General features: G+C 62.9%; 18 protein-coding genes. 5 read left to right on the top strand and 13 right to left on the bottom strand.

Going from position 1 to position 19,815, the window contains the following annotated elements:
* Positions 1-97: 97 nt before the first annotated feature.
* From ACUXV1_RS12160 to ACUXV1_RS12150, 3 genes are all read right to left on the bottom strand, one after another.
* A complete protein-coding gene (locus ACUXV1_RS12160) occupies positions 98-331 on the bottom strand; it encodes a helix-turn-helix domain-containing protein (protein WP_043641048.1) in 234 nt (77 codons plus the stop codon).
* Positions 332-340: 9 nt separating this feature from the next.
* Positions 341-901 (bottom strand): DUF2975 domain-containing protein, encoded by a 561-nt coding sequence (locus ACUXV1_RS12155; protein ID WP_043641045.1) that lies wholly within the window; start codon positions 899-901, stop codon positions 341-343.
* A 597-nt stretch (positions 902-1,498) separates the two neighbouring features.
* Positions 1,499-1,924: an Lrp/AsnC family transcriptional regulator gene (locus ACUXV1_RS12150; RefSeq protein WP_043641040.1), complete on the bottom strand. Its 426-nt coding sequence runs from the start codon at positions 1,922-1,924 to the stop codon at positions 1,499-1,501.
* A gap of 149 nt (positions 1,925-2,073) precedes the next feature.
* Between ACUXV1_RS12150 and ACUXV1_RS12145 the strand changes: the two genes are divergently transcribed.
* From ACUXV1_RS12145 to ACUXV1_RS12135, 3 genes are all read left to right on the top strand, one after another.
* Positions 2,074-3,675, top strand: a complete 1,602-nt coding sequence (locus ACUXV1_RS12145) for a phytoene desaturase family protein (protein ID WP_194427276.1) — start codon at positions 2,074-2,076, stop codon at positions 3,673-3,675.
* 628 nt (positions 3,676-4,303) lie between these two features.
* Positions 4,304-5,584, top strand: a complete 1,281-nt coding sequence (gene entS / locus ACUXV1_RS12140) for an enterobactin transporter EntS (RefSeq protein WP_337883362.1) — start codon at positions 4,304-4,306, stop codon at positions 5,582-5,584.
* A gap of 401 nt (positions 5,585-5,985) precedes the next feature.
* Positions 5,986-6,267, top strand: a complete 282-nt coding sequence (locus tag ACUXV1_RS12135; protein ID WP_446015494.1) for a hypothetical protein — start codon at positions 5,986-5,988, stop codon at positions 6,265-6,267.
* A 65-nt stretch (positions 6,268-6,332) separates the two neighbouring features.
* Here the strand turns inward: ACUXV1_RS12135 and ACUXV1_RS12130 are convergent, their stop codons facing one another.
* The 8 genes from ACUXV1_RS12130 to ACUXV1_RS12095 all read right to left on the bottom strand — a co-directional run bounded on the left by ACUXV1_RS12130 (position 6,333) and on the right by ACUXV1_RS12095 (position 15,927).
* Positions 6,333-7,769, bottom strand: a complete 1,437-nt coding sequence (locus tag ACUXV1_RS12130; RefSeq protein WP_043641034.1) for a methyl-accepting chemotaxis protein — start codon at positions 7,767-7,769, stop codon at positions 6,333-6,335.
* The gene (locus ACUXV1_RS12125; RefSeq protein ID WP_446015493.1) at positions 7,766-8,323 is read right to left on the bottom strand and encodes a PAS domain-containing protein; all 558 of its coding nucleotides are present in this window, start codon (positions 8,321-8,323) and stop codon (positions 7,766-7,768) included. Before ACUXV1_RS12125 ends, ACUXV1_RS12130 begins: the two co-directional genes overlap by 4 nt.
* A 354-nt stretch (positions 8,324-8,677) precedes the next feature.
* Positions 8,678-10,519 (bottom strand): DUF3857 domain-containing transglutaminase family protein, encoded by a 1,842-nt coding sequence (locus ACUXV1_RS12120; protein ID WP_446015492.1) that lies wholly within the window; start codon positions 10,517-10,519, stop codon positions 8,678-8,680.
* A gap of 212 nt (positions 10,520-10,731) precedes the next feature.
* A complete protein-coding gene (locus ACUXV1_RS12115; protein WP_194427271.1) occupies positions 10,732-11,412 on the bottom strand; it encodes a Fe2+-dependent dioxygenase in 681 nt (226 codons plus the stop codon).
* A 201-nt stretch (positions 11,413-11,613) separates the two neighbouring features.
* The gene (locus tag ACUXV1_RS12110) at positions 11,614-13,806 is read right to left on the bottom strand and encodes a TonB-dependent receptor (RefSeq protein WP_446015491.1); all 2,193 of its coding nucleotides are present in this window, start codon (positions 13,804-13,806) and stop codon (positions 11,614-11,616) included.
* Between the two features lie 342 nt (positions 13,807-14,148).
* On the bottom strand, positions 14,149-14,559 hold the full coding sequence (locus tag ACUXV1_RS12105; RefSeq protein WP_019101956.1) for an ExbD/TolR family protein: 411 nt from the start codon (positions 14,557-14,559) through the stop codon (positions 14,149-14,151).
* A complete protein-coding gene (locus tag ACUXV1_RS12100) occupies positions 14,546-15,223 on the bottom strand; it encodes a MotA/TolQ/ExbB proton channel family protein (RefSeq protein ID WP_043593313.1) in 678 nt (225 codons plus the stop codon). The genes ACUXV1_RS12105 and ACUXV1_RS12100 overlap by 14 nt, the downstream gene beginning before the upstream one ends.
* Positions 15,220-15,927: an energy transducer TonB gene (locus ACUXV1_RS12095; protein WP_019101954.1), complete on the bottom strand. Its 708-nt coding sequence runs from the start codon at positions 15,925-15,927 to the stop codon at positions 15,220-15,222. Before ACUXV1_RS12095 ends, ACUXV1_RS12100 begins: the two co-directional genes overlap by 4 nt.
* Before the next feature lie 225 nt (positions 15,928-16,152).
* On the opposite strand from ACUXV1_RS12095, the gene hslV reads away from it, so the two are divergent.
* Positions 16,153-16,728, top strand: a complete 576-nt coding sequence (gene hslV, locus ACUXV1_RS12090) for an ATP-dependent protease subunit HslV (protein ID WP_446015490.1) — start codon at positions 16,153-16,155, stop codon at positions 16,726-16,728.
* 53 nt (positions 16,729-16,781) lie between these two features.
* Entirely contained in the window at positions 16,782-18,125 is a 1,344-nt protein-coding gene (gene hslU / locus ACUXV1_RS12085) for an ATP-dependent protease ATPase subunit HslU (protein ID WP_446015489.1), read from the top strand.
* Positions 18,126-18,185: 60 nt separating this feature from the next.
* Here hslU and ACUXV1_RS12080 read toward each other — a convergent pair whose 3' ends face one another.
* Positions 18,186-19,508: an MFS transporter gene (locus tag ACUXV1_RS12080; RefSeq protein WP_446015488.1), complete on the bottom strand. Its 1,323-nt coding sequence runs from the start codon at positions 19,506-19,508 to the stop codon at positions 18,186-18,188.
* Positions 19,509-19,601: 93 nt separating this feature from the next.
* Positions 19,602-19,815: hypothetical protein (locus tag ACUXV1_RS12075; RefSeq protein WP_446015487.1), on the bottom strand; the 214-nt coding region annotated here is incomplete at its 5' end.

The following is a 19,815-nucleotide window of genomic DNA, read 5'->3' as shown; positions in this document are numbered from 1 at the left end:
AACACCTCGTCAAATGCTCATGCGCCACGCGTGCATTCCGCTTTCTAGTCGTTTTCGCCTTGTCTCGCCTTAGGCTCGCGAGATCGTAAACAGGTTCTTATACGCTGTCGTTGTCGGCGTCCGGCTCAGCCGGCACCAGTTGCAGCAAGTCGCCCGGCTGGCAGTCCAGATACAGACAGATCGCCTCCAGCGTGGAGAGCCGGAAGCCCTTGACCTTGCCTTGTTTCAACAGCGACAGGTTTTGTTCTGTGATGCCGATTGCCTGGGCCAGGTCCTTGGATTTGACCTTGCGCTGGACGAGCAGCATGTCCAGATGGATTTTGATGGGCATGTGTCGCTTTCAGATGAATTGCTTATTTTCGCACGCCAGCGTAATGCCTTCTCGCTGAATGCGCGCAATGATCATGACCACGGCGGCGATGAACAGGCTTTCCAGGTTTTCAGCGTGGAAACTGACGGCGATCAGCCGCTGCCCCTCCGGCCGCATCATGGTCAGCCAGGCGCTAATCAGCGGCTGGGAGACGAGGTCCGCCAACACCCAAAGCGCGACTCTGGAACCCACTTTGGACAACAGCGCGGCGGAACGCTCCGTGAAATATTCCGCTTGAGCATAAAGCTTGAACAGGCGACGCAAGGCGTTCAGGCCTTGCGCCAGGATCAGCAGGGGGATGCAGGAAAGGACCACGCCGCCGGCGCGTTGCCACAGCGGCAGGCTCGGAAGATCGAATTCGCTTGAGCCGTAAAACCCTCTGACGGTGTCCACGGAGATGGTCAAGCCGGCGTCGATAATGGACTTGGGAAAGAGCCAGAACAGGATATTGAACAGCAGCATGGCGCTGATGCCCAAGACAGTGATGTAGGCCATGACGGCGCAATAGCGGCTCAATCGTGTGGAGTTCATGAGAGTTCCTTAGCAGTGGTTGGAAAGGCGTTGAGAAAGGGAGTTGGTTAGGTATCGCAAAACAATTATTTGTTATTGTAAAACGATAATTTTTTGCTGTGCAAGTTTGATTTTCGCAACGTTGCGGCTAGCACACACCTTGGGCTTGTCGTTGCATGGGGGCTTCGTGAGCCGTCGGCCCAGGCTGGGCGCGGCTTTTGGACGGATTGAAGACGTGCTGAGCGGTGTCTACATGAGCAACAACAATTTATTATTGTTTAACAGTAATTAATTTATGTAATACAGTCATCAACTTCACGTGAAGGCGGGCTTGCCCTCGCGTGCTCTCCGAGATGCCTGGCGTGTTTGCGCGCCGGATGAACGAAAGAGGTTTGATGATGAGCGATGCAAATCAAGCAAGCGGCGAGCTGGCGCCTCGATCTGGATGGGTGGCCGAATGTCTGGCGCCGACGCATGCTTAAAGCGCTGGGCCACGGCCGGCGCGCACGCCTGCTGTGCGTTTTGCTGGCGTGGGGATTGGCGGCGTGCCGGGGAGACAGCGCCGGGCTGAGAGCGGCAATGTCGAGGCCGTTTCACGCCTTGACCGCGCTGGCCGGTTCAGCGGTCTATGCGCGTGGTCATCAGGATGGCGGTGCTGGTGCGCTCCACGCCCTCCAGCGCGCCGATGCGGTCTATCAACCCGTCCAACTCGGCCACGCCGGCGGCTTCCACGCCGGCGATGAAGTCATGGACGCCGCTGACCGAGTGCAGGGTGCGCACCTGGGGCAGCCGGCGCAAGGCGCTTTCTATCGACGGGCTCAAGCGCGGCGCGGCGCTGATCATCACCAGTGCGCGCACTTGGGCGGCGTCGTGGGCGGCGCTGGTGCGCACGCTATAGCCCAAAATCACGCCGCCGCGCTCCAGCCGTTCTATGCGGCTTTGCACCGTGGTGCGGGACAGGCCCAGCCGGCGCGCCAGTTCCGCGGTGGGCGCGCGGGCGTTTTCGCGCAGCAGCGCGAGCAGTTGCTGATCGGTGGCGTCCATGGCGGCTCCATGCGGGGGTGGCGGTTTGGCGCTATGCCGGACTTTTCGTCAATACGATCAATAATATCCAACAGTTCGTCTCTATGCGCGCTGCAATTTGCCGAACTTGACCCGAGAATGAGGCTTCCCCTGAGACGAGGAGCGGAGCGATGCGAGATGCGATCATTGTGGGCGGCGGCCACAACGGCCTGGTGTGCGCCCATTACCTGGCGAGGGCCGGGCTGAAGGTGACCGTGCTGGAACGGCGCGGCGTGGTGGGCGGCGCGGCGGTGACCGAGGAGTTTCACCCCGGTTTTCGCAACTCGGTGGCCGCCTACACGGTGTCGCTGCTCAATCCCAAGGTGAGCCGCGACATGGAGCTGGCGCGCCATGGTCTGAAAGTGGCGGAGCGGCCCTTGTCCAACTTCCTGCCGCTGGACGACGGCGGCTATCTGAAAGTGGGGCCGGGCCGCACCGCCGCCGAGGTGGCGCGCTTCTCGCGCCGAGACGCCGACAGGCTGGACGATTACGCTCGGCATCTGGACGCCGCCGCCGAACTGCTGCGCGAGCTGGTGTTGCAAACGCCGCCCAACGCGGTGGAGGGCGGCTGGCTGAGCGCGCTGCCGGAGCTGCTCAAGGCCGGTCGGCTGGGGCGTAGGCTGGGCAAGCTGGAACTGGCGCAGCAGCGCGAGTTGCTGGACCTGTTCACCAAGTCCGCCGGCGATTATCTGGACGGCTGGTTCGACAGCGATCCAATCAAGGCGGCCTACGGTTTCGACAGCGTGGTGGGCAACTACGCCAGCCCGTACGCGCCCGGCTCGGCCTATGTATTGCTGCACCATGTGTTCGGCGAAGTGAATGGCCGCAAGGGCGCCTGGGGCCACGCCCTGGGCGGCATGGGCGCCATCACCCAGGCCATGGCCCGTTCGGCGCGCGAGCGCGGCGCGGAGATCCTCACCGACAGCGCGGTGCGGGAGGTGTTGCTGGAGAAGGGCCGGGCGGTGGGCGTGGTGACGGAGCGCGGCGAGCGGCTGGACGCGCGGGTGGTGGTGTCCAATCTCAATCCGCGGCTGCTTTACACCCAGCTGCTGGACCCGGCGGCGCTGCCGGCGGACTTCCTGCGCCGGATGCAAAGTTGGCGCTGTGGCTCCGGCACGTTCCGCATGAATGTGGCCCTGTCCGAGCTGCCGGATTTCAGCTGCTTGCCGGGCAAGACGCCGGCGGAACATCACGGCAGCGGCATCATCATCGCGCCCAGCCTGGCTTATATGGAGCGCGCTTATCACGACGCGCGCGAGCGCGGCTGGTCCGGCCGGCCCATCGTGGAAGTGCTGATCCCGTCGACGCTGGACCCGTCGCTGGCTCCGCCGGGCCAGCATGTGGCCAGCCTGTTTTGCCAGCACGTGGCGCCGCAATTGCCGGATGGGGCCAGCTGGGACGACCATCGCGAGGAAGTGGCGGACCTGATGATTGACACCGTCACCCGTTACGCGCCCAATTTCAAGGCCGCGGTGCTGGGGCGGCAGATCATGAGCCCGCTGGACCTGGAGCGCACCTTCGGCCTGGTGGGCGGCGACATCTTCCACGGCGCTCTGGGCTTGGATCAGCTGTTCTCGGCACGGCCCATGCTGGGCCACGCCGACTACCGCGGCCCCATTCCCGGTTTGTACACCTGCGGCGCCGGCGCCCATCCTGGCGGCGGCGTCACGGGCGCGCCCGGCCACAACGCGGCGCGCGAGGTGCTGCGGGACCTGGGGCGCCGCATGGTTTGAGCCGCCGGCGCAAGATCTTGCGGGGCCGGCCCCGTGCGCCAGGTGAAAAAAGGCCCGCAGCGGAGCAGGCGGGCTAAAGGGCAATCAAGCGGGAATCGAAGCGGTAATCCACGGTTTGGCGCGACAGTGCGCGGAGCGGCGATCACGCCCAGATTGTTGCCGCGCACCGTCCAGGCGGCGTGCTCTTGGCCGGCGTTGAGGCTGGCCACGGTGGAGTCGCCGCTGGTGCGGCTACGCTCGTTTTCGCCTTGTCTCGTCCTTGCTCGCTAGACTTTGAACAGGCTCTTAGTGGTGTCGGAGTCGTAACGGCCCACCCGGTTCAGGCCGCCGCCGAGGAACAGTCGTGATCCCGTCGTGGCTTGAAGCCCAGGGTCACTAGGTACGGCGCGTGGTTGAATGGATTGCCCAGGATCCTGGTGGCGTCGCTTTGAGCCACCTTGGTGTCCTGCAGGCCCAGGCCGGCGCTCAGCGTCAGCCACGGTGGCTGATGGATGCGTTCAAATGCAAATGATTCCTAATACAGACAGCTGGTGTTACCATGCGGCATCCATAACTGCACACCCTCTTGCCGGCCGCGTCGGCGTTTGCCGCGCGGCCTCCACCTCTGTCGAGATCAAAAAAACCTGTCATGAAAAAGTCGCCCATCTTCGTCGATTTCAGCCTGCTCAGGCTCAACCCACATTTTCGCTCCATCTTCATCGCCCGCATGATCTCGGTGTTCGCCTTCGGCATTCTGATGGTGGCCGTGCCGGTGCAAATCCATCAGCTCACCGGCTCCACCCTGCAAGTGGGCGCGGCGATGGCGCTGGACGGCATCGGTATGTTCGCCGGCCTGATGTGCGGCGGCGTGCTGGCGGACCGCATGGACCGCCGCCGGCTGATTCTGCTGGGCCGCTCGCTGTGCGGCCTGGGCTTTCTGGCGCTGGCGCTCAACGGCTTCATGACCCATCCCTCGGTGCTGGCGCTCTACGTGGTGTCGGCCTGGGACGGCTTTTTCAGCGGCATCGGCATCACCTCGCTGATGGCGTCCATCCCGGTGCTGGTTGGTCGTGAAAACCTGCCGGCCGCCGGCGCGTTGAGCATGCTGACCATGCGCATCGGCGGCGTGCTGTCTCCTCTGCTGGGGGGGCTGATCATCGCCGCCGCCGGGGTGAACTGGAACTATCTGCTGGCCGGCGTCGGCACCCTGGCCACCTTAATCCCGCTGACGCGTTTGCCATCCCTGAAGCCGCAGGGCGGGGAGCCGGCGCATCCGCTGCGTTCCCTACTGGAGGGTTTCCAATTCCTGTGGCAGAACAAGGTGGTGGGCGCGGTGGTGGCGGTGGGCACGCTGCAAACCCTGCTCAGCGCGGTGCGGGTGCTGTATCCGTCCTTGGCGGAGGACGGCTACGGCGGCGGCGCTTTCGAGGTGGGCCTGATGTATTCGGCGGTGCCGCTGGGCGCGATGATAGGCGCGTTCACCAGTGGCTGGGTGGGCGGTTTGAGCCGTCCTGGCGCGGTGATGTTGAGTTGCGTGCTGGCCTCGTCCCTGAGCATCGCGTCCTTGGGCTTGGTCCATCATCTGGCCTACGGCCTGCTGGCCTTGGCTTTGCTGGGTTATTTCGGTTCCATCGCGTCTTTGTTGCAGTTCACGCTGGTGCAGGGCAATACGCCGGATCATTTGCTGGGACGGGTGAATAGCCTGTGGAACGCGCAGGACGTGGTGGGCGATGGCTTGGGCGCTTTGGGCCTGGGCGCGCTGGCGCGAGCCTTGGCGCCGTTGACGGCGGTGGGGTGGTTCGGCGCAGTGGCCGCCGCGGCCAGTTTGGCGATGTGCGGGGCTTTTGGGTCTTTGCGGCGTTTGGCCGGCGGCGCGGCCGCCGGGGCGGAGACTGCCGGGGAGCCGGCGCGGCAGGGCGCGGGGTCTTAGAACGTGCTTACGATCTCGCGAGCTAAGGCGAAAACGGCTAAAAAAGCGGAATGCACAAGTAGTACATGAGCATTTATGAGACGTTTTCAACGCCCTTGTCTAACAGTCCTGCCAACGCGCAGCAGATCGTAAGCAGGTTCTTAGCGCCAAGGGTTTGTTGGAGCTAATGACGTTGCAGGGCGGAAACCTCGGTTGGGGGTTCCGCCCTTTTTGCATCTTCTATGAAGCGCTGCCTAGTGTAGGGGAGTTTGAATCCGCCGCACGAATGGTGATTTAGGGCCGGTTCCGCCCGGCGAACGGGAAGGGAGCTGGCCTCCCCCTTCCATCCCCCCTCGTCCCCTAGGACGCGAAACCCGGAGCGCCCCCGAGGGGACACTTGGGCGCTCCACAAGGTTGTCTTTTTGAAAAAGAAAAGTGATTTGGCAGAGTCGGTCATGTTTGTGGATAACTTAGCGCCACCGCTCTTTCCTGTGGATATCTCAAGAGAACCAAGTATAAGCGACGAATGCGACGTGCCCCAGGTCCCTTCAGGCCTGCTGTCGGGTGGCTGGCCCGAGGTCTTAAGCGGCGGCCTGTTCGGGCTGTCCCGGCAATCAAAATCATCATCCGCGCAGCGGATACAAAACGAGTCGGCGCACGCAAAAAAAGCGGGGCAGCCCAAAGCGGCCCCGCTTGATTTCTGAGTGCTAGAACGCCAGGCCATGCTCCAATGCCTTATCGCCGATGCGAGGCGGCATTGAAGCGCTGCTTACTGGCCGTGTTTCTCCTCGCCTAGTTTGTCCAGGTAGCGCAGGATGCGGCCGCTGTCTTGTTCCAGCTTCTGCATCCGGTTGACGATTTCCTGCTCGTCCAGCGGGCCTTCCTGATCAAACACCGCCAGCGCGGCGCCGATGTGCTGGCTGGCCTGCTGCTCGGTGGCTGCCAGCTCGCTCCAGGAACGTGTTTTGCCAAAGGACTGCTGGCCTTGCTGCTGCAGCCAACTTTGCAGTTCGCTGCTCTGCTCCATCGGCTTGGCCTCCTCTATCGAGTGGTAGGCGGTCTGTTTGAAGATCACATGCCCCACTTTTTGCAGGCTGAGCTGGGATTTGTCGTGCACGCGGCTCACCTGGGCCATCACTTGCTGTGATTGCTCCACCTGACTGCTGAAGCGCTGACGGAAGGTTTCAACCGAGTCTTTGACTTGGCTGGCCACATTGCCGGCGGCACTGGCCTGGGTCTGCATATTGCCAATGCGCAGCGACAAGTTTTCAAGCACGTCCTGCACATTGTTGGCGGTGCTCTTGCTGCGCTCGGCCAGCTTGCGCACTTCGTCGGCCACCACGGCGAAGCCGCGGCCGGTTTCGCCGGCGCGGGCGGCTTCGATGGCGGCATTCAGCGCCAGCAGGTTGGTTTGGTCTGCGATGGCGGAGATGTCGGCCAGCGAGGTTTCTATGCCCTGCCATTCCTGGGCCAGCGCGGTGCTGGCGGTGTCCATGCTGCTGACGCTGTCGGCGATGGTATCCAGGTGGCCGGACAACTGTTGGGCGGTTTCCAGGCTGACGCGCGCGCCGTCCGCGGTGTCTTGAGTAATTGCGGCCACGTCGGCCATGGCCTGGCTGATGTCTTCCAGATCGCTCTGGTTGCTGGCCAGGTCCTTGCGCAGGTGCGGGTTGTTGAGCGCGGCCAGCTGCGAGGAGAGGCGGTTGCGGCGGATGTAGCCGTCGTTGTCTGCCATGGTCTGGATGGCGCGGTTGACGCTGCCCAGCGAGCTGGCCAGGATGCCCGGCAGGCCTTGGCTCAGCGGGCGGCGGCTGTAGTCGCCGGCGCTGATGGCCTTGAAGCAGGTGTTGATTTCCTTGAAATAGGTTTCGATCAGGTCGAGGAAGTCGTTGAGCTGCCAGGCCAGCTTGCCCACTTCGCCCAGATTGCGGGTGCCGGTGGCGCGGTGGTGCAGTTCGCCGGAGCTGGCGTAGCCCAGTTGCTCGTGCAGGGTGTTGAGCAGGCCGAAGATGCGGCCGCTGTGGCGCCATAGCAGCAGGGATAGGGCGATGGAGGCGGCCAGCAGCAAGGCGTCCACGACGTGGCCGACGATTTCCGGGAATAAATAGCCGTCCAGCAGCGAGAAGGCGACCAGTAAATTGAAGCCTATGATGCACCAGCCCAGTTGGGTGCGCAGGAAGGGCGGCTTGTGTTGGAGCTGGCTCATGCGGCGACTCCCGGCGCTTGCAGCACCTGGGCGTTGAGGGAAAGGATGAAGTCCTGGTAGCTGACGCCTTTGTCCGCCAACACTTGCTGCAGCCAGGCCACGGAGGCGTCCGGCGCGGTGGCTTTGTTGTGACTGGCTTCTATCTGGCACATCTGGGCGTAGACCGGCTCTATGGCGGCGATGGCTTCCTGGCTGGGCGGACGGCGCACGGAGTAATAGCCTTGCAGCTGGCCGCGCAGGTCGTAGTCCGGGGTCACGTTGGCCAGTACCCAGTAGTAGTCGCCGTTTTTGCTGTGGTTTTTCACCACGGCGAAGAATTCCTGGCCTTGTTGCAGGGTTTTCCACATCAGGCGGTAGGCGCCGCGCGGCATGTCGGGGTGGCGGATCAGGTTGTGCGGCTTGCCCAGCAGCTCGTGCTCGGCGTAGCCGGCGATGCGCATGAACACGCGGTTGGCGTAAGTGATGTGGCCGGTGGGGTCGGTCTTGGTGATGATCAGTTCATGAGGGGCGAGCCGGATTTCCTTGCTGGCCGTGCCGGCGGCGGGGTGCGTCATGGTCTGTTTCTCTCTTATTTGTCGATTGCCTAACCTCAAATGTTCATTTTCGGCCACTGGCCCAGTAGGGGCAAGCGTTTATTTATTTGTACTGCCCATGCTTGACAGGAGTCTGCTTAAATTACTTCTTAATAATTCAGTTCTTACGAAAACAAAAAAGGACGCCTGTGGCGTCCTTGCATGCGTGGGCCGGGGCGGGCCTCAGAGCCTGTTAAAAGTCTCGCGAGCCGGGGCGAGACAAGGCGAAAACGGCTGAGAAAGCGGAATGGTCAAGTGGCACATGAGCATTTCGAAGCCGATTTCACGCCCTTGTCTAACAGTCCCGCCGACGCGCGGCAGATCGTAAACAGGTTCTCAGAGTTTGACGATCTGGCGGACCTGAGACACGCAAGCGCGGGCGTCTTCTATCAGCTTGGCGAACTCCGGACTGTTGATCTCCGCGTGGCTGAGCCAGCGCACCTTATTGCTGATCCGGTACTGGACGCGGATGCCTGCCGGGGTTTGCTGTTGCTTGGCGTTTACTTCGTACCAGGGGGAATTCACCTTGCATTCAAAGGCGGGCTGGATGGCTTTGGCGCCCTTGAGCAGTACATCGGATTGCATGGCGCTGGCGTCGCCCAGGTAAACGTCCGCCAGGTTGCCGTTGCGCTTGTAGTTGTCGAAGCTGTCCCACACGCTTTTGAAGTGGGAGTCGTAGAGAAACAGGCCGGAAATCTTCTCCAGCATGCGCGGGTCGCGCACGCTCATGCGCAGCGGGTAGACCGACGGCACCATGAAGGAGGTTTTGTCGCGCTGGACCTTGCAGTCTTCCGGCTGATTGCTCAGCCGGTTGCACAAGCTTTGGTCGGTGGCGCTGACGCCTTGGTAGCGGTCTTGCAGAATGGTGTCGATCAGAGCGGAGTTGGCCAGTTCGATGTCGGTGCTGACATTGGCGCTGCCGTCGGCTTGCAGCGCGTTTTCGCGCTTGATGTTCAGATCGGTGCGCGCCGGCTCCATCGGCACCTGGGTTTGGCTCACCACGCCGTCCTTGCCGATGATGAAGGCCCAGCGGTCTTGCAGGTCCGACATGATGCGGCCGGGCTGGAAGAAGGGGTTGGTGGGGTCCAGCCACCAGGTCTGGCCGGCAATGTTGGCGCGGACGATCATGTGGTTGGGCGCGCCGACGCCGGGCAGGAGCAGCGGCGGGGCGAACTTGCCGCGGTAGATCAGCGCTGGTTCCGCGGCGATGCCGGCGCGGCGCAGCATGGCGGTCAGCAGAGTGGAAAGGTCTTTGCAGTCGCCGTAGCCGTGTTTTTCAATTTCAGCCAGCGTGAACGGCACCAGGCCGCGTTCCGCCAGCCGGGTGTCGTTGAGGTAGCGGTAGTTGCGGTTGATATGCTGCATGAAGGCGGCCGTCTGCTCCGCGGCCGGCTTGCCCTGATTGGCGGCCACCACGGAGGCGGCGGCCGGCGGCAGCGGCGCGGCCAGGATTTCGTTGTAGCGGCGGGCATGGGCGCCGAAGTGGTCTTGCGGCTGGTCCGAGGTGGCGATCACCAGTTGCGGCCATTCGCGCAGCGCACTGTTGTTCCACTCGTTGATGTAGTTGAGGTAGCGCGGCCGGCGCAGCGATACCTTGACGCGCTTGCGGTCCGCGCTGGCGTCCACCGCGTAATCGTCCAGCATCATGCCGCGCCAGATCAGCGGGCGAGTGGACTGGAGGTCGAAGCTGAAGCTGTCTTCGCGGGCTTTTTGCGGGCCCAGGTCCAATTGGTAGCGCAACTGGCGCACCAAGGGCTGTGCCACGCTGTGGGTTTTGATGCGGTAGGACACGGTGCTGCCCACCGATAGTTCCGGGAAGGCCATCCAGGTTTGCATGTCGCGGCTGACGCCTGCGTCCGGATTGGGCGCGGCACGGGTTTCTATCTGGGATTTGCCCAGTTTGATCACTTTGCCGTTGGGCTGGATCACTTCGGCCCGTTCCACTTGCATGCGGTCTTCGGCCGGGTAGGTGAAGTCGATGCGGGACAGTTGTTCGCGGCCGGAGGGGTGCAGGATGGTGAATTGCTTGCTGGTGACGCAGTCCAGGCTGTTGTCTTTGTTGTGTTGGCAGCTGACGGCGGTTTTGACCGCCAGCGGCGCTTCGCTGACCGGTTGCAGCGCGGCGGCGCTGAAGCTGCTGTAGAGGCCGGCGGCCAGCCCGAGAGTGAGTGTACGCATATTGGAATCGAAAAGTGTGATCTTGCTGTGATGATTATACGGCGCGAGGGCGGTGAAAACGCGCATCCGGCGTCCGCGCCGCCGGATGGGGTCAAGCGTTCCATCTTTGCATATTAGCGCTTGCGAATGTGTGTGCTTTTTGTGTCGCTGTCGAGCCTGCCCACGATCCCGCGAATACGAGCGGCACAAGACGGGGGATGGTCAACCGGCGCTCACGGCGAGGCCCACATCCGCAGCAGGTTATGGTAGTTCGCGGTCAGTGCCACCAGGGCTTCGTTATCGCCCAACTGCAGGCGCAAGCTGGAGATCGCCGCGTCCATGTCGAACAGCAGCCGGCGCTTGCCGTCGTCGCTGATCATGCTTTGCACCCAGAAGAACGAGGCCAGCCGCGCGCCGGCGGTGACTGGTTCCACCCGGTGCAAGCTGGTGGACGGGTAGAGCACCATGTCGCCGGCGTCCAGCTTGACGCTGTGGCTGCCATAGGTGTCCTCGATCACCAGCTCGCCGCCTTCGTATTCGTCCGGGCGGCTGAAGAAAAGGGTGCAGGACACGTCGGTGCGCACCCAGCCGCCGTCGAAAGGGTGGCGGCGCACGGCGTTGTCCACATGGTTGCCAAAATCCATGCCGGCTTGGTAGCAGTTGAACAGCGGCGGGAAGATTTTGGCCGGCAGCGCGGCGGAGAAAAACAGGCCGCTGCGTTGCAAGGCGCCTTCCACCATGGCCTGCAATTGTTGGGCTTCCGGCAGCTGCTGCGGCAGTTGCAGATTGCGTTTGACTTGAGCGGACTGCTTGCCGGCGGTGATGCGGCCGTCGGCCCAGTCGGCGCGGGCCAGCAGCTCGCGGCCCAGCGCCAGTTCTTCGGCGCTCAGCACCGCGGGGATGTGCAATAACATGGTGTCTCCGTATAAGGCCAAGCCCCCGGCGAACCGGGGGCCGGAACTGGCTTGGAACGTGTTTACGATCTGCGGCGCATCGGTAGGGACATTGTGCGATGAGCGCCGGCATTCGAAATGCTTCTGCCCCATCCGGGCATTCCGCTTTCTAGGCCGGTTTCGCCTTGTCTTGTCCTTGCTTGCGAGATCATGAACAGGTCCTTAGTACTTGAAGCTGACTGTCAGTTGCGCTTCGCGCGGAGTACCCAGCGTGGCGTGGGCCGGGTAGCCGCCGTCGAAGTAAGTCTTGTTGGCCAGGTTGTTTACATTCAGCTGCACCTTGTACTTGCGGGTCTCGTAAGCCAGCATCGCGTTGGCCACGGTGTAGGCCGGCAGGTAGTTGGTGTTGGCTTCATGCGCGTAACGCTTGCCCACATGGGTCAGGCCGAAACCGCCGATCACTTCTTCCGTGAACTTGTAGGTGGTCCACAGGTTGGCGGTGATCTTGGGCGTGTAGCGCGGCATATTGCCTTCGGTGCCGGCGGCGCCCAGGGCCGGCGGCGCGGCCTTGTCGATGCGGGACTTCATCAGGGTGAGGCCGGCGAAGACGTCCCAACGCTCGGTCAGCCGCCCGGCGCCTTCCACTTCCACGCCATCGGTATGGCGTTTGCCTGACAGCAGCACGGTATTGGGGTCGTTGGCATCCGTATTTCGTTCGTTGGTCTTCTCGATGCGGAACAGCGCCGCGCGCAGGCTGGCGTCGCCGTCGAACAGATCCCACTTGGCGCCCAGTTCAATGTTGCGGTTCTTTTCCGGGTCCACTTTGGCGGTGGCCTTGTCCAGCGCGTAGGCTTCTCCCGACGGGTTGAACGAGGTGCCGTAGCTCAGATAGTAAGACTGGGCGGTGCTGGGCTGCCAGATCAGGCCGCTGCGCCAGCTCCACACATTGTCGGTGCGGCTGACGTCGTAGCTGCGGCTGGGGTCCTGGTTGACGGAGCCGTCGCGGTTGCCGGCGCGGATCTTGTAGTCGCCGCTGAAACGGTCGAAACGGGCGCCCACCACGGCCTTCCACTGCGGGGTCAGCTCCAGCGTGTCCATCGCGTACAGGCCGATATTGCTGGCGTCGAACTGAGTGTTGCTGCTGCGGTAGCGGCTGAGGTCGACGGGCACGCCAGGGTCCGGTGCGCCCACGGTGGTGCTGGGCGGAGTGTTGAGCAGAGCGTAGCGGCTGGTGTCGGATTTCTCTTTGCTCAGCTCCACGCCGGTCAGCAAGGTGTGGCGGACGCGGCCGGTTTCGAACTTGCTGATCAGGTCGGTCTGGTTGTTCCACGACCAGTCGGTGCCGTCGCGCATGGGTTTGCTGCGGTTGATGCGGGAGCTGTCCAGAACCGGGTTGCTGGGGGAGATGCCCGGGATGCGCGGCGCGGTGGGCGACACATCGCGCCAGAAGCGGTTGAAGCGCAATTGATTGCTCAGCACCAGGTCGTCGCTGAAGCGGTGAGTGAGCTTGGCGGTGAGGATGTCGGTTTGCGTCTTTTCAAAGTCGCTGTTCAGGCCGTAGAAGCGGTCGCGCGGCACGTCGATGGGCTGCCGGGTGTTGGCGTTGAACGGAATGCCGTAGTCCGGAACGTTGTCTTCCTTCTGATGGAAGTAGGACAGCACCAAGGTGGTGGGCTCGCCCAGGCCGAAGGCCAGCGAGGGAGCGATGCCGAAGCGTCGGTTTTTCGCCGGGCCGCGGTCGCTGCCGTCGTCGGTGGCCATCAGGTTGACGCGCATTGCGGCGGTGTCGCTGAAAGCCTGGTTGATGTCGAAGGTGGAACGGGTGAAGCGATTGCTGCCGACGCCAATTTCACCCGCCACCAGGGAGCCGGCGAACGGAGTTTTGCTGGCTTGGTTGACCACGCCGCCGGTAGAGCCGCGGCCAAACAGCATGGAGCTGGCGCCTTTCAACACTTCCACTTTTTCCAGGTTGAAGGTGTCGCGGTTGTACTGGCCGATGTCGCGCATGCCGTCCAGATAGGTGTCGGTGAAGGCGGAGAAGCCGCGGATCACGACTTGGTCGCCGGTGCGGCCGCCTTCGCCGGCGGCGAAAGTGATGCCGGGCACATTGCGCAGTGCGTCCTTCAAGTTGGAAACGGCCTGGTCTTCCAGCAATTGCTTGCTGACCACCGTGACCGATTGCGGAATATCCTTCAGCTTCTGGTTCAGCTTGCCGATGGCGCTGGACTCGGTCTTCAGGCTGCCGCGTACCGGCGTTTCGCCTTCCACGCGGACGGTTTCCAGCTTGGTGGGGGCGTCTGCGGCCAGAGCCAGACCGGGGGAGAGGGCGGCGGCGAGCATGCCGGCGCCGATTTTCGCCGGCAGCTTGCGCGCGACGATGCCGCTGCCGCGGCTTGGGGTGGGTCGATGTTCCATCAGGGTTCTCATTTCGTGTCGTCGTTATAATCGCCGGCCGGCTGAGGCCGGCTCTGCTTTGCCTTACTGCGCGCCTCTCCGGCCTTGTCCGGGCAAAGAGCGGACAAAGACCCTCCCTGGTCTGCGCGGCGGCAGTCCATGGAATAGAAGAAGAGGAATGAGGTACCGGCGCGAAATAGCGGCTGGATAAGCGGCTGCGCGCTGGCGGGTACGGGACGCGGATCTCGCGTCTACTGTGGCTCAGGGGCCGGCAGAGTCCTCACGCAAACCAATGGCGTGGGCTTGCGTGACGGCTCTGCGGCAAGCGGCCGGCAGGCGCCGGCCATGCTCGCACGGCTGTCGTTAAGGCGCTTCGGTGGCGAAGCCTATCTTGCTGATGCCCCCTTGCTGGGCGCTGGCCAGGGTTTTGGCCACGGTTTCATAGCGCACGCTCTTGTCAGCGAACAAGTGCAGCTCCACTTGCGGGTTGTCGCGGGCGGCGGCGGCGAAACGCGCGTCCAGCTCGCCTTCCGGCACTTTGACGTCGTTCCAGAACACCGCGCCGGCGGCGTCTATGGCCAGGCGGATTTCCTTGGGCTGGCTCTGCTGCGCGGCGGCGCTGGCTTGCGGCAGATCCAGCTTGACGGTATTGGTCAGCAACGGGGTGGTGATGATGAACACCACCAGCAGCACCAGCATCACATCCACCAGCGGGGTGGTGTTGATGTCGGCCATCGGGGCGGAAGCGCCCTTGTCGAAACTACCGAACGCCATCGATCTCTCCGGACTGAGTCAGCAGCTGGGCGTGCAGATCGTGGGCGAAGTAGTCCATGTCTTGCGCCATGATGCGCTGCATGCGGGTCAGGGCGTTGTAGGCCAGCACCGCGGGAATGGCGGCGGCCAGGCCGGCGGCGGTGGCCACCAGCGCTTCGCCGATCGGGCCGGCCACCGCGGCGATGGTGACTTGGCCGGCGGCGCCGATGTTCACCAGCGCGTGGTAAATGCCCCATACCGTGCCGAACAGGCCAATGAAGGGCGCGGTGGAGCCCACCGAGGCCAGCACGGTCATGCCGGTTTCCTGCTTGCCGTTTTCCTGGGCCAGGCCTTTGCGGATGGCGCGGGTCAGGAACTCGTCCAGATCGCAGCTCTGGCCCAGCGGCCGCTCAGCCTGGCTGCGGTAGTGGCGCAGCGCGGCCAGGCCCTGACGGGTGAGGTTGGCGAACGGCGCGCGCGAATCCTGCAACTGGGCTTCCGCCTGCTTCCAGTCCGGGGCGTCCCACAGCGCGGTTTCGGCCTGCTTGTTGGCGCGGCGGATATGCCAGGTGCTGACGCCGCGGACCAGGATCAGGTACCAGGTCAGCACAGACATCAGAACCAGGATCATGAACACCGTGACCAGCACGGCGTCCCCTTGATGGAATACAGTCATTAGATTCATGATTTTGCAGACTTCAAAGAAAATTCAACGGGAACGATAAAGGTGTAGGCGATGGCTTCATTGCCGCGCTTGGCCGGGGTGAAGGTCCACTTTTTCACCGCCGCCACGGCGGCGCGGTCCAGCCGCGGGAAGCCGCTGCTGTTGGACAGCGTCACCTCCAGCGGCTGGCCTTGGGCGGACACGTGCACCCGCAACTGCACGGTGCCGGTTTCGCCTTCCTCGATGGACAGCGCCGGGTAGGCCGGCTTGGGGTTGTTCAGATAGCCGCCCCGGTACATCGGCTCGGTGATCGAAGGTTTGGCGTCGGCGGACTGGCCGCGGGAACTGCCGCCCTCTGCGGAGCTGGCTGCCGGGCTGGGCTTGCTTTCCGCCGCCGGGGCGGCCGTGGGCACGCTGATGGCCTTGGCGCTGGGCGCGGCCGGAGTGGGCGTGGCCATCACCTTGGGTTTTACCGGAGTCGGTTTCGGCGTCGGAGTGGGCTTGACCTGCGGAGTCGGCTTTTTCTCAGGCTTGGGCTGTTGCTTGGGCGCAGCCGGCGCGGCGGCCTTGCTAGGCGCGGCCAGGCTGATCATTTCCATGCTGGCGACGCGGGGCAGCGTGATTGGCGCCTGCATCGCCACTGCGCCGCCCATCAGCGCGAAGGCCAGGGCATGCAGGCCCACGGTGCTGGAGAGCGCCGAGTATTGAAGAATTCGCTGGTTCATGATGGTGATGATAATACAAACTATTCTCATTATCCAAGCTGGAAAACGCGTATACCTCAATGTCATTGACGTAAGTAAATAAATGACGGGAAAAGGGTTTTGCCAAGCGCCGCGTCAGCCGGCGCGTCGGAGCGTTCCAGTGCTTGCAATCCATGGTTTTGCCTGCATATCTTGCAGCATTGGCCACGGCGGAGTGCCGGTGGCGACATTATTGGAATACAAAACATGCAACAGTTCGACGGAACCACCATTGTGTCCATTCGCCGCGGCAATCGCGTGGCGCTGGGCGGGGATGGCCAGGTCACTCTGGGCAATATCGTGATCAAGGCCTCGGCGCGCAAAGTGCGCAAGCTGCATGGCGGCAAGGTGCTGGCGGGCTTTGCCGGCGGCACCGCCGACGCCTTCACGCTGATTGAGCGTTTTGAAGCCAAGCTGCAAAAGCATCAGGGAAACTTGCTGGTGTCGGCGGTGGAGCTGGCCAAGGATTGGCGCACAGACCGCATGCTGCGCCGGCTGGAGGCGATGCTGATCGTCGCCGACAAGAACAGCACTCTGATCATCACCGGCAACGGCGACGTGCTGGAGCCGGAACAGGGCATCGCCGCCATCGGTTCCGGCGGCGCCTACGCTCAGTCCGCCGCGCGCGCGCTGTTTGAAAACACCGATCTGGCGCCGGAAGTGGTGGTGAAGAAATCGCTGGAGATCGCCGGCGACATCTGCATCTACACCAACCACAACCATGTGATCGAGCTGTTGGACGAAGCCGAAGAGCCGGAAGGCAAAGCATCCGAATCCAACTAAGCCGCATTCAAGAATCAAATCGCCGGGAGCGTCGCTTCCGGCTGGAGAACGTCATGACGCAAATGACCCCGCAGGAAATCGTCCACGAGCTGGACCAACACATCATCGGCCAGAACGCGGCCAAGCGCGCGGTGGCGGTGGCTCTGCGCAATCGCTGGCGCCGTCAGCAGGTGGCCGAGCCGCTGCGCAGCGAAATCACCCCCAAGAACATCTTGATGATAGGCCCCACCGGCGTGGGCAAGACCGAGATCGCCCGCCGTCTGGCTAAACTGTCCGGCGCGCCCTTCATCAAGATAGAAGCCACCAAGTTCACCGAGGTGGGCTATGTCGGCCGCGATGTGGACACCATTATTCGCGATCTGGTGGAAGTGGCGATCAAAGAGACCCGCGACGCCGCCATCAAACGCAACCGCCCGCGCGCGGAAGACGCGGCCGAAGACCGCATCCTGGACGTGCTGTTGCCGCGTCCGCGCCATCAAGCCGGATTCTTCGGCGGCGAACCGGAAGCGGAAGCCAAGCCGGAAGACGGCGCCACCCGCCAGAAATTCCGCAAGATGCTGCGCGAAGGCGCGTTGGACGATAAAGAGATCGAAATCGAAATCGCCGCGCCGGCAGCGCAAATGAACGTGATGGCCCCGCCGGGAATGGAGGATTTCGCCAGCCAGCTGCAAGGCATGTTCCAGGGCCTGGGTTCAGGCAAGAAGCAGGCGGCCAAGATGAAGGTGACGGAAGCGCGCAAGCAACTGATCGACGAGGAAGCCGCCAAACTGGTCAATGACGAGGAACTGCGCGCCGAGGCGCTGAAGAACGTCGAGCAGAACGGCATCGTGTTTCTGGACGAGATCGACAAGGTCACCAGCCGCAGCGAAGGCCAGGGCGGCGCCGACGTCTCGCGCGCCGGCGTGCAGCGCGACCTGCTGCCGCTGGTGGAAGGCACCACCGTGTCCACCAAGTACGGCATGGTCAAGACCGACCACATCCTGTTCATTGCCTCGGGCGCCTTCCAGCTGTCCAAACCATCGGACCTGATCCCGGAACTGCAAGGCCGTCTGCCCATCCGCGTCGAGTTGTCCTCGCTGACCGTGGACGACTTCAAGGCCATTCTCACCAGCACCAATGCCTGTCTGACTCGCCAGTACCAGGCGCTGATGGCGACCGAGGGCGTGGAGCTGGAGTTTGTCGACAGTGGCATCCAGCGCCTGGCCGAGATCGCCTGGCAGGTCAACGAGAAAACCGAGAACATCGGCGCGCGCCGCCTCTACACGGTGATGGAAAAGCTGCTGGAAGAAGTGGCCTTCGACGCCAAGGCCGGCCGTTGCGAGATTGACGCCGCCTATGTCGACAGCAAGCTGGAACAAGTGGCCGAGCGCGAAGACCTGGCGCGTTACGTGCTCTGATCCATTCCTTATATATAGAAACGCAAACGGCGGCCTTGGGTCGCCGTTCTCGCATCCGGGTTAGCGTGCCTCGCATGCCGGCTGGGCGGGGGGAGGCTCGGCTGCCAAATCGCGGAATGCTTCCGGATGGCGCCGCCAATACCAATCCTTCACCTCGTCGTGATCCAGCTCCAGAAACGCCTTCAAGCCAGGCAATAGCAGCATGGGCGCCACGGTGGCCAAATGCAGCAGCGCGAAAATCAAGTACACCCGCTCCAGCGGCAGCACATGCAACAGCGCGCCGGCCAGCGCCGGCCCCAGCATCGATCCTATTTTCACCAGCATCACATTGATGGCGGAAAAGCGCGCGCGGTAATTCTCCGGCACCGCCAGCGTGCGGTGAGTTTGGCCTATCAGCTGGTTCAGCGCGAACATCAGCCCCATCACCGCGAAACAGGTCAGAATCACCCAAGGGTTGTCGCTGATCGCCACCACCAGCATCAATACGCCGCAGACCACCATGCCTATGGCGCGCGCCTGGTAGCGGCTGAAGCGGCGCAGCAAAACATGGGTGAACCAGAGCGAGCCCAGCAGCATGCCGGCGCTGATCGCCGCCTCGCAACCGCCCAGCCAGGCGGCGGACAAGCCCAGCGCATGCAGCTTGACCGGCAGCAGAGTCGTCACCAGCGGCATGAAGGCCACCAGAGTGACGAAGACCGCCAAGGTCCAATAGCGTTCTAGCGGAATGCGCCAGCGCGCGTACAGGCCGCTGCGGATATCCTCCAGCCAAGGCTGGCGCACGGCGTCCGCGGCGCGCGGCGGCACGCGCACATATAAGGAGGCCGCTGCGGCCACCACCAGCAGACAGGCGTAGGCCAGCAGAGTCAGGGTGGGGCTGGTCGCCGCCATCAAGCCGCCGCCCAGCACCGGGCCGATCAGATTGCCCGCCGACTGCGAGCTTTTCTGCAAGGACAGCGCGTCGCCCAGCCGGGCTGCCGGCACCATCTCGGCGGCGATGCTGAGCATGGACGGCAGCACGATGGACCAGGCCAGCATGGCCAGCGACTCCACCGCGATCACCCAGCCGATGCGATACCAGCCCAGTGCGGCCATCAAGGCCAGCAGCAGCGCGCTTAGCATCGCCAGCAACATGCCGCCGCCAATCAGGCGATTCTTAGGCAGGCGATCACCCAATGGCGCGGTCAGCGGCAGCGACAGCAGCATCACTAAAGCGGTGATTGAACCGAACCAGGCCATATCGCGCGCACCGCCGGACTGCACCACCCACCAACTGATGGCGACATAACCGGCGCCCATCGCCAGCCCGCTCAACACATCACTCAGCATCAAGGCGTAAAACGGCGTGGGCAGTCCCTCTAATCTTTGACGCAAAGTTTGCTGCATGGACGTTTCCTGAGCGAAGGGATGCGCTCAGCTTAACAATTAATGCCTAAGGCATAAAGTCTGCATCGAATAATTTGCCGGAAAGCGGGATTTTCAGAAAAAACCGAGAAAATCCGTCCGCTTCCGCAGCTTATCATCGGGCGACAACCAGCTGGAAAGCCTTGTTTTCTTGCTTGCCCAAAAGTTCTTGTAAAATTCTATCGGTATGATTCTTATTGAAATCATTGGCTTACGTTTTGATATCTTAAAAACCCAATCTTTTTCCAAAATAGGTGTTGACGGAGCAGAGCCGGTAACGTATATTTCA

The organism is Chromobacterium sp. W521 (genome assembly GCF_052805975.1).
Note: the sequence above shows the minus strand (reverse complement) of the source record. Positions and strands in the feature narration are given on the sequence as shown.

Coding starts and splice junctions, on each gene's coding strand:
- ACUXV1_RS12130 (WP_043641034.1), bottom strand. CDS start 7,769: ATGAGCCAGCTCCAACACAAGCCGCCCTTCCTGCGCACCCAACTGGGC.
- hslV (WP_446015490.1), top strand. CDS start 16,153: ATGCAACAGTTCGACGGAACCACCATTGTGTCCATTCGCCGCGGCAAT.
- ACUXV1_RS12095 (WP_019101954.1), bottom strand. CDS start 15,927: ATGAACCAGCGAATTCTTCAATACTCGGCGCTCTCCAGCACCGTGGGC.
- ACUXV1_RS12120 (WP_446015492.1), bottom strand. CDS start 10,519: ATGCGTACACTCACTCTCGGGCTGGCCGCCGGCCTCTACAGCAGCTTC.
- ACUXV1_RS12160 (WP_043641048.1), bottom strand. CDS start 331: ATGCCCATCAAAATCCATCTGGACATGCTGCTCGTCCAGCGCAAGGTC.
- ACUXV1_RS12125 (WP_446015493.1), bottom strand. CDS start 8,323: ATGACGCACCCCGCCGCCGGCACGGCCAGCAAGGAAATCCGGCTCGCC.
- ACUXV1_RS12115 (WP_194427271.1), bottom strand. CDS start 11,412: ATGTTATTGCACATCCCCGCGGTGCTGAGCGCCGAAGAACTGGCGCTG.
- ACUXV1_RS12145 (WP_194427276.1), top strand. CDS start 2,074: ATGCGAGATGCGATCATTGTGGGCGGCGGCCACAACGGCCTGGTGTGC.
- ACUXV1_RS12150 (WP_043641040.1), bottom strand. CDS start 1,924: ATGGACGCCACCGATCAGCAACTGCTCGCGCTGCTGCGCGAAAACGCC.
- ACUXV1_RS12100 (WP_043593313.1), bottom strand. CDS start 15,223: ATGAATCTAATGACTGTATTCCATCAAGGGGACGCCGTGCTGGTCACG.
- ACUXV1_RS12080 (WP_446015488.1), bottom strand. CDS start 19,508: ATGCAGCAAACTTTGCGTCAAAGATTAGAGGGACTGCCCACGCCGTTT.
- hslU (WP_446015489.1), top strand. CDS start 16,782: ATGACGCAAATGACCCCGCAGGAAATCGTCCACGAGCTGGACCAACAC.
- ACUXV1_RS12110 (WP_446015491.1), bottom strand. CDS start 13,806: ATGGAACATCGACCCACCCCAAGCCGCGGCAGCGGCATCGTCGCGCGC.
- ACUXV1_RS12155 (WP_043641045.1), bottom strand. CDS start 901: ATGAACTCCACACGATTGAGCCGCTATTGCGCCGTCATGGCCTACATC.
- ACUXV1_RS12105 (WP_019101956.1), bottom strand. CDS start 14,559: ATGGCGTTCGGTAGTTTCGACAAGGGCGCTTCCGCCCCGATGGCCGAC.
- entS (WP_337883362.1), top strand. CDS start 4,304: ATGAAAAAGTCGCCCATCTTCGTCGATTTCAGCCTGCTCAGGCTCAAC.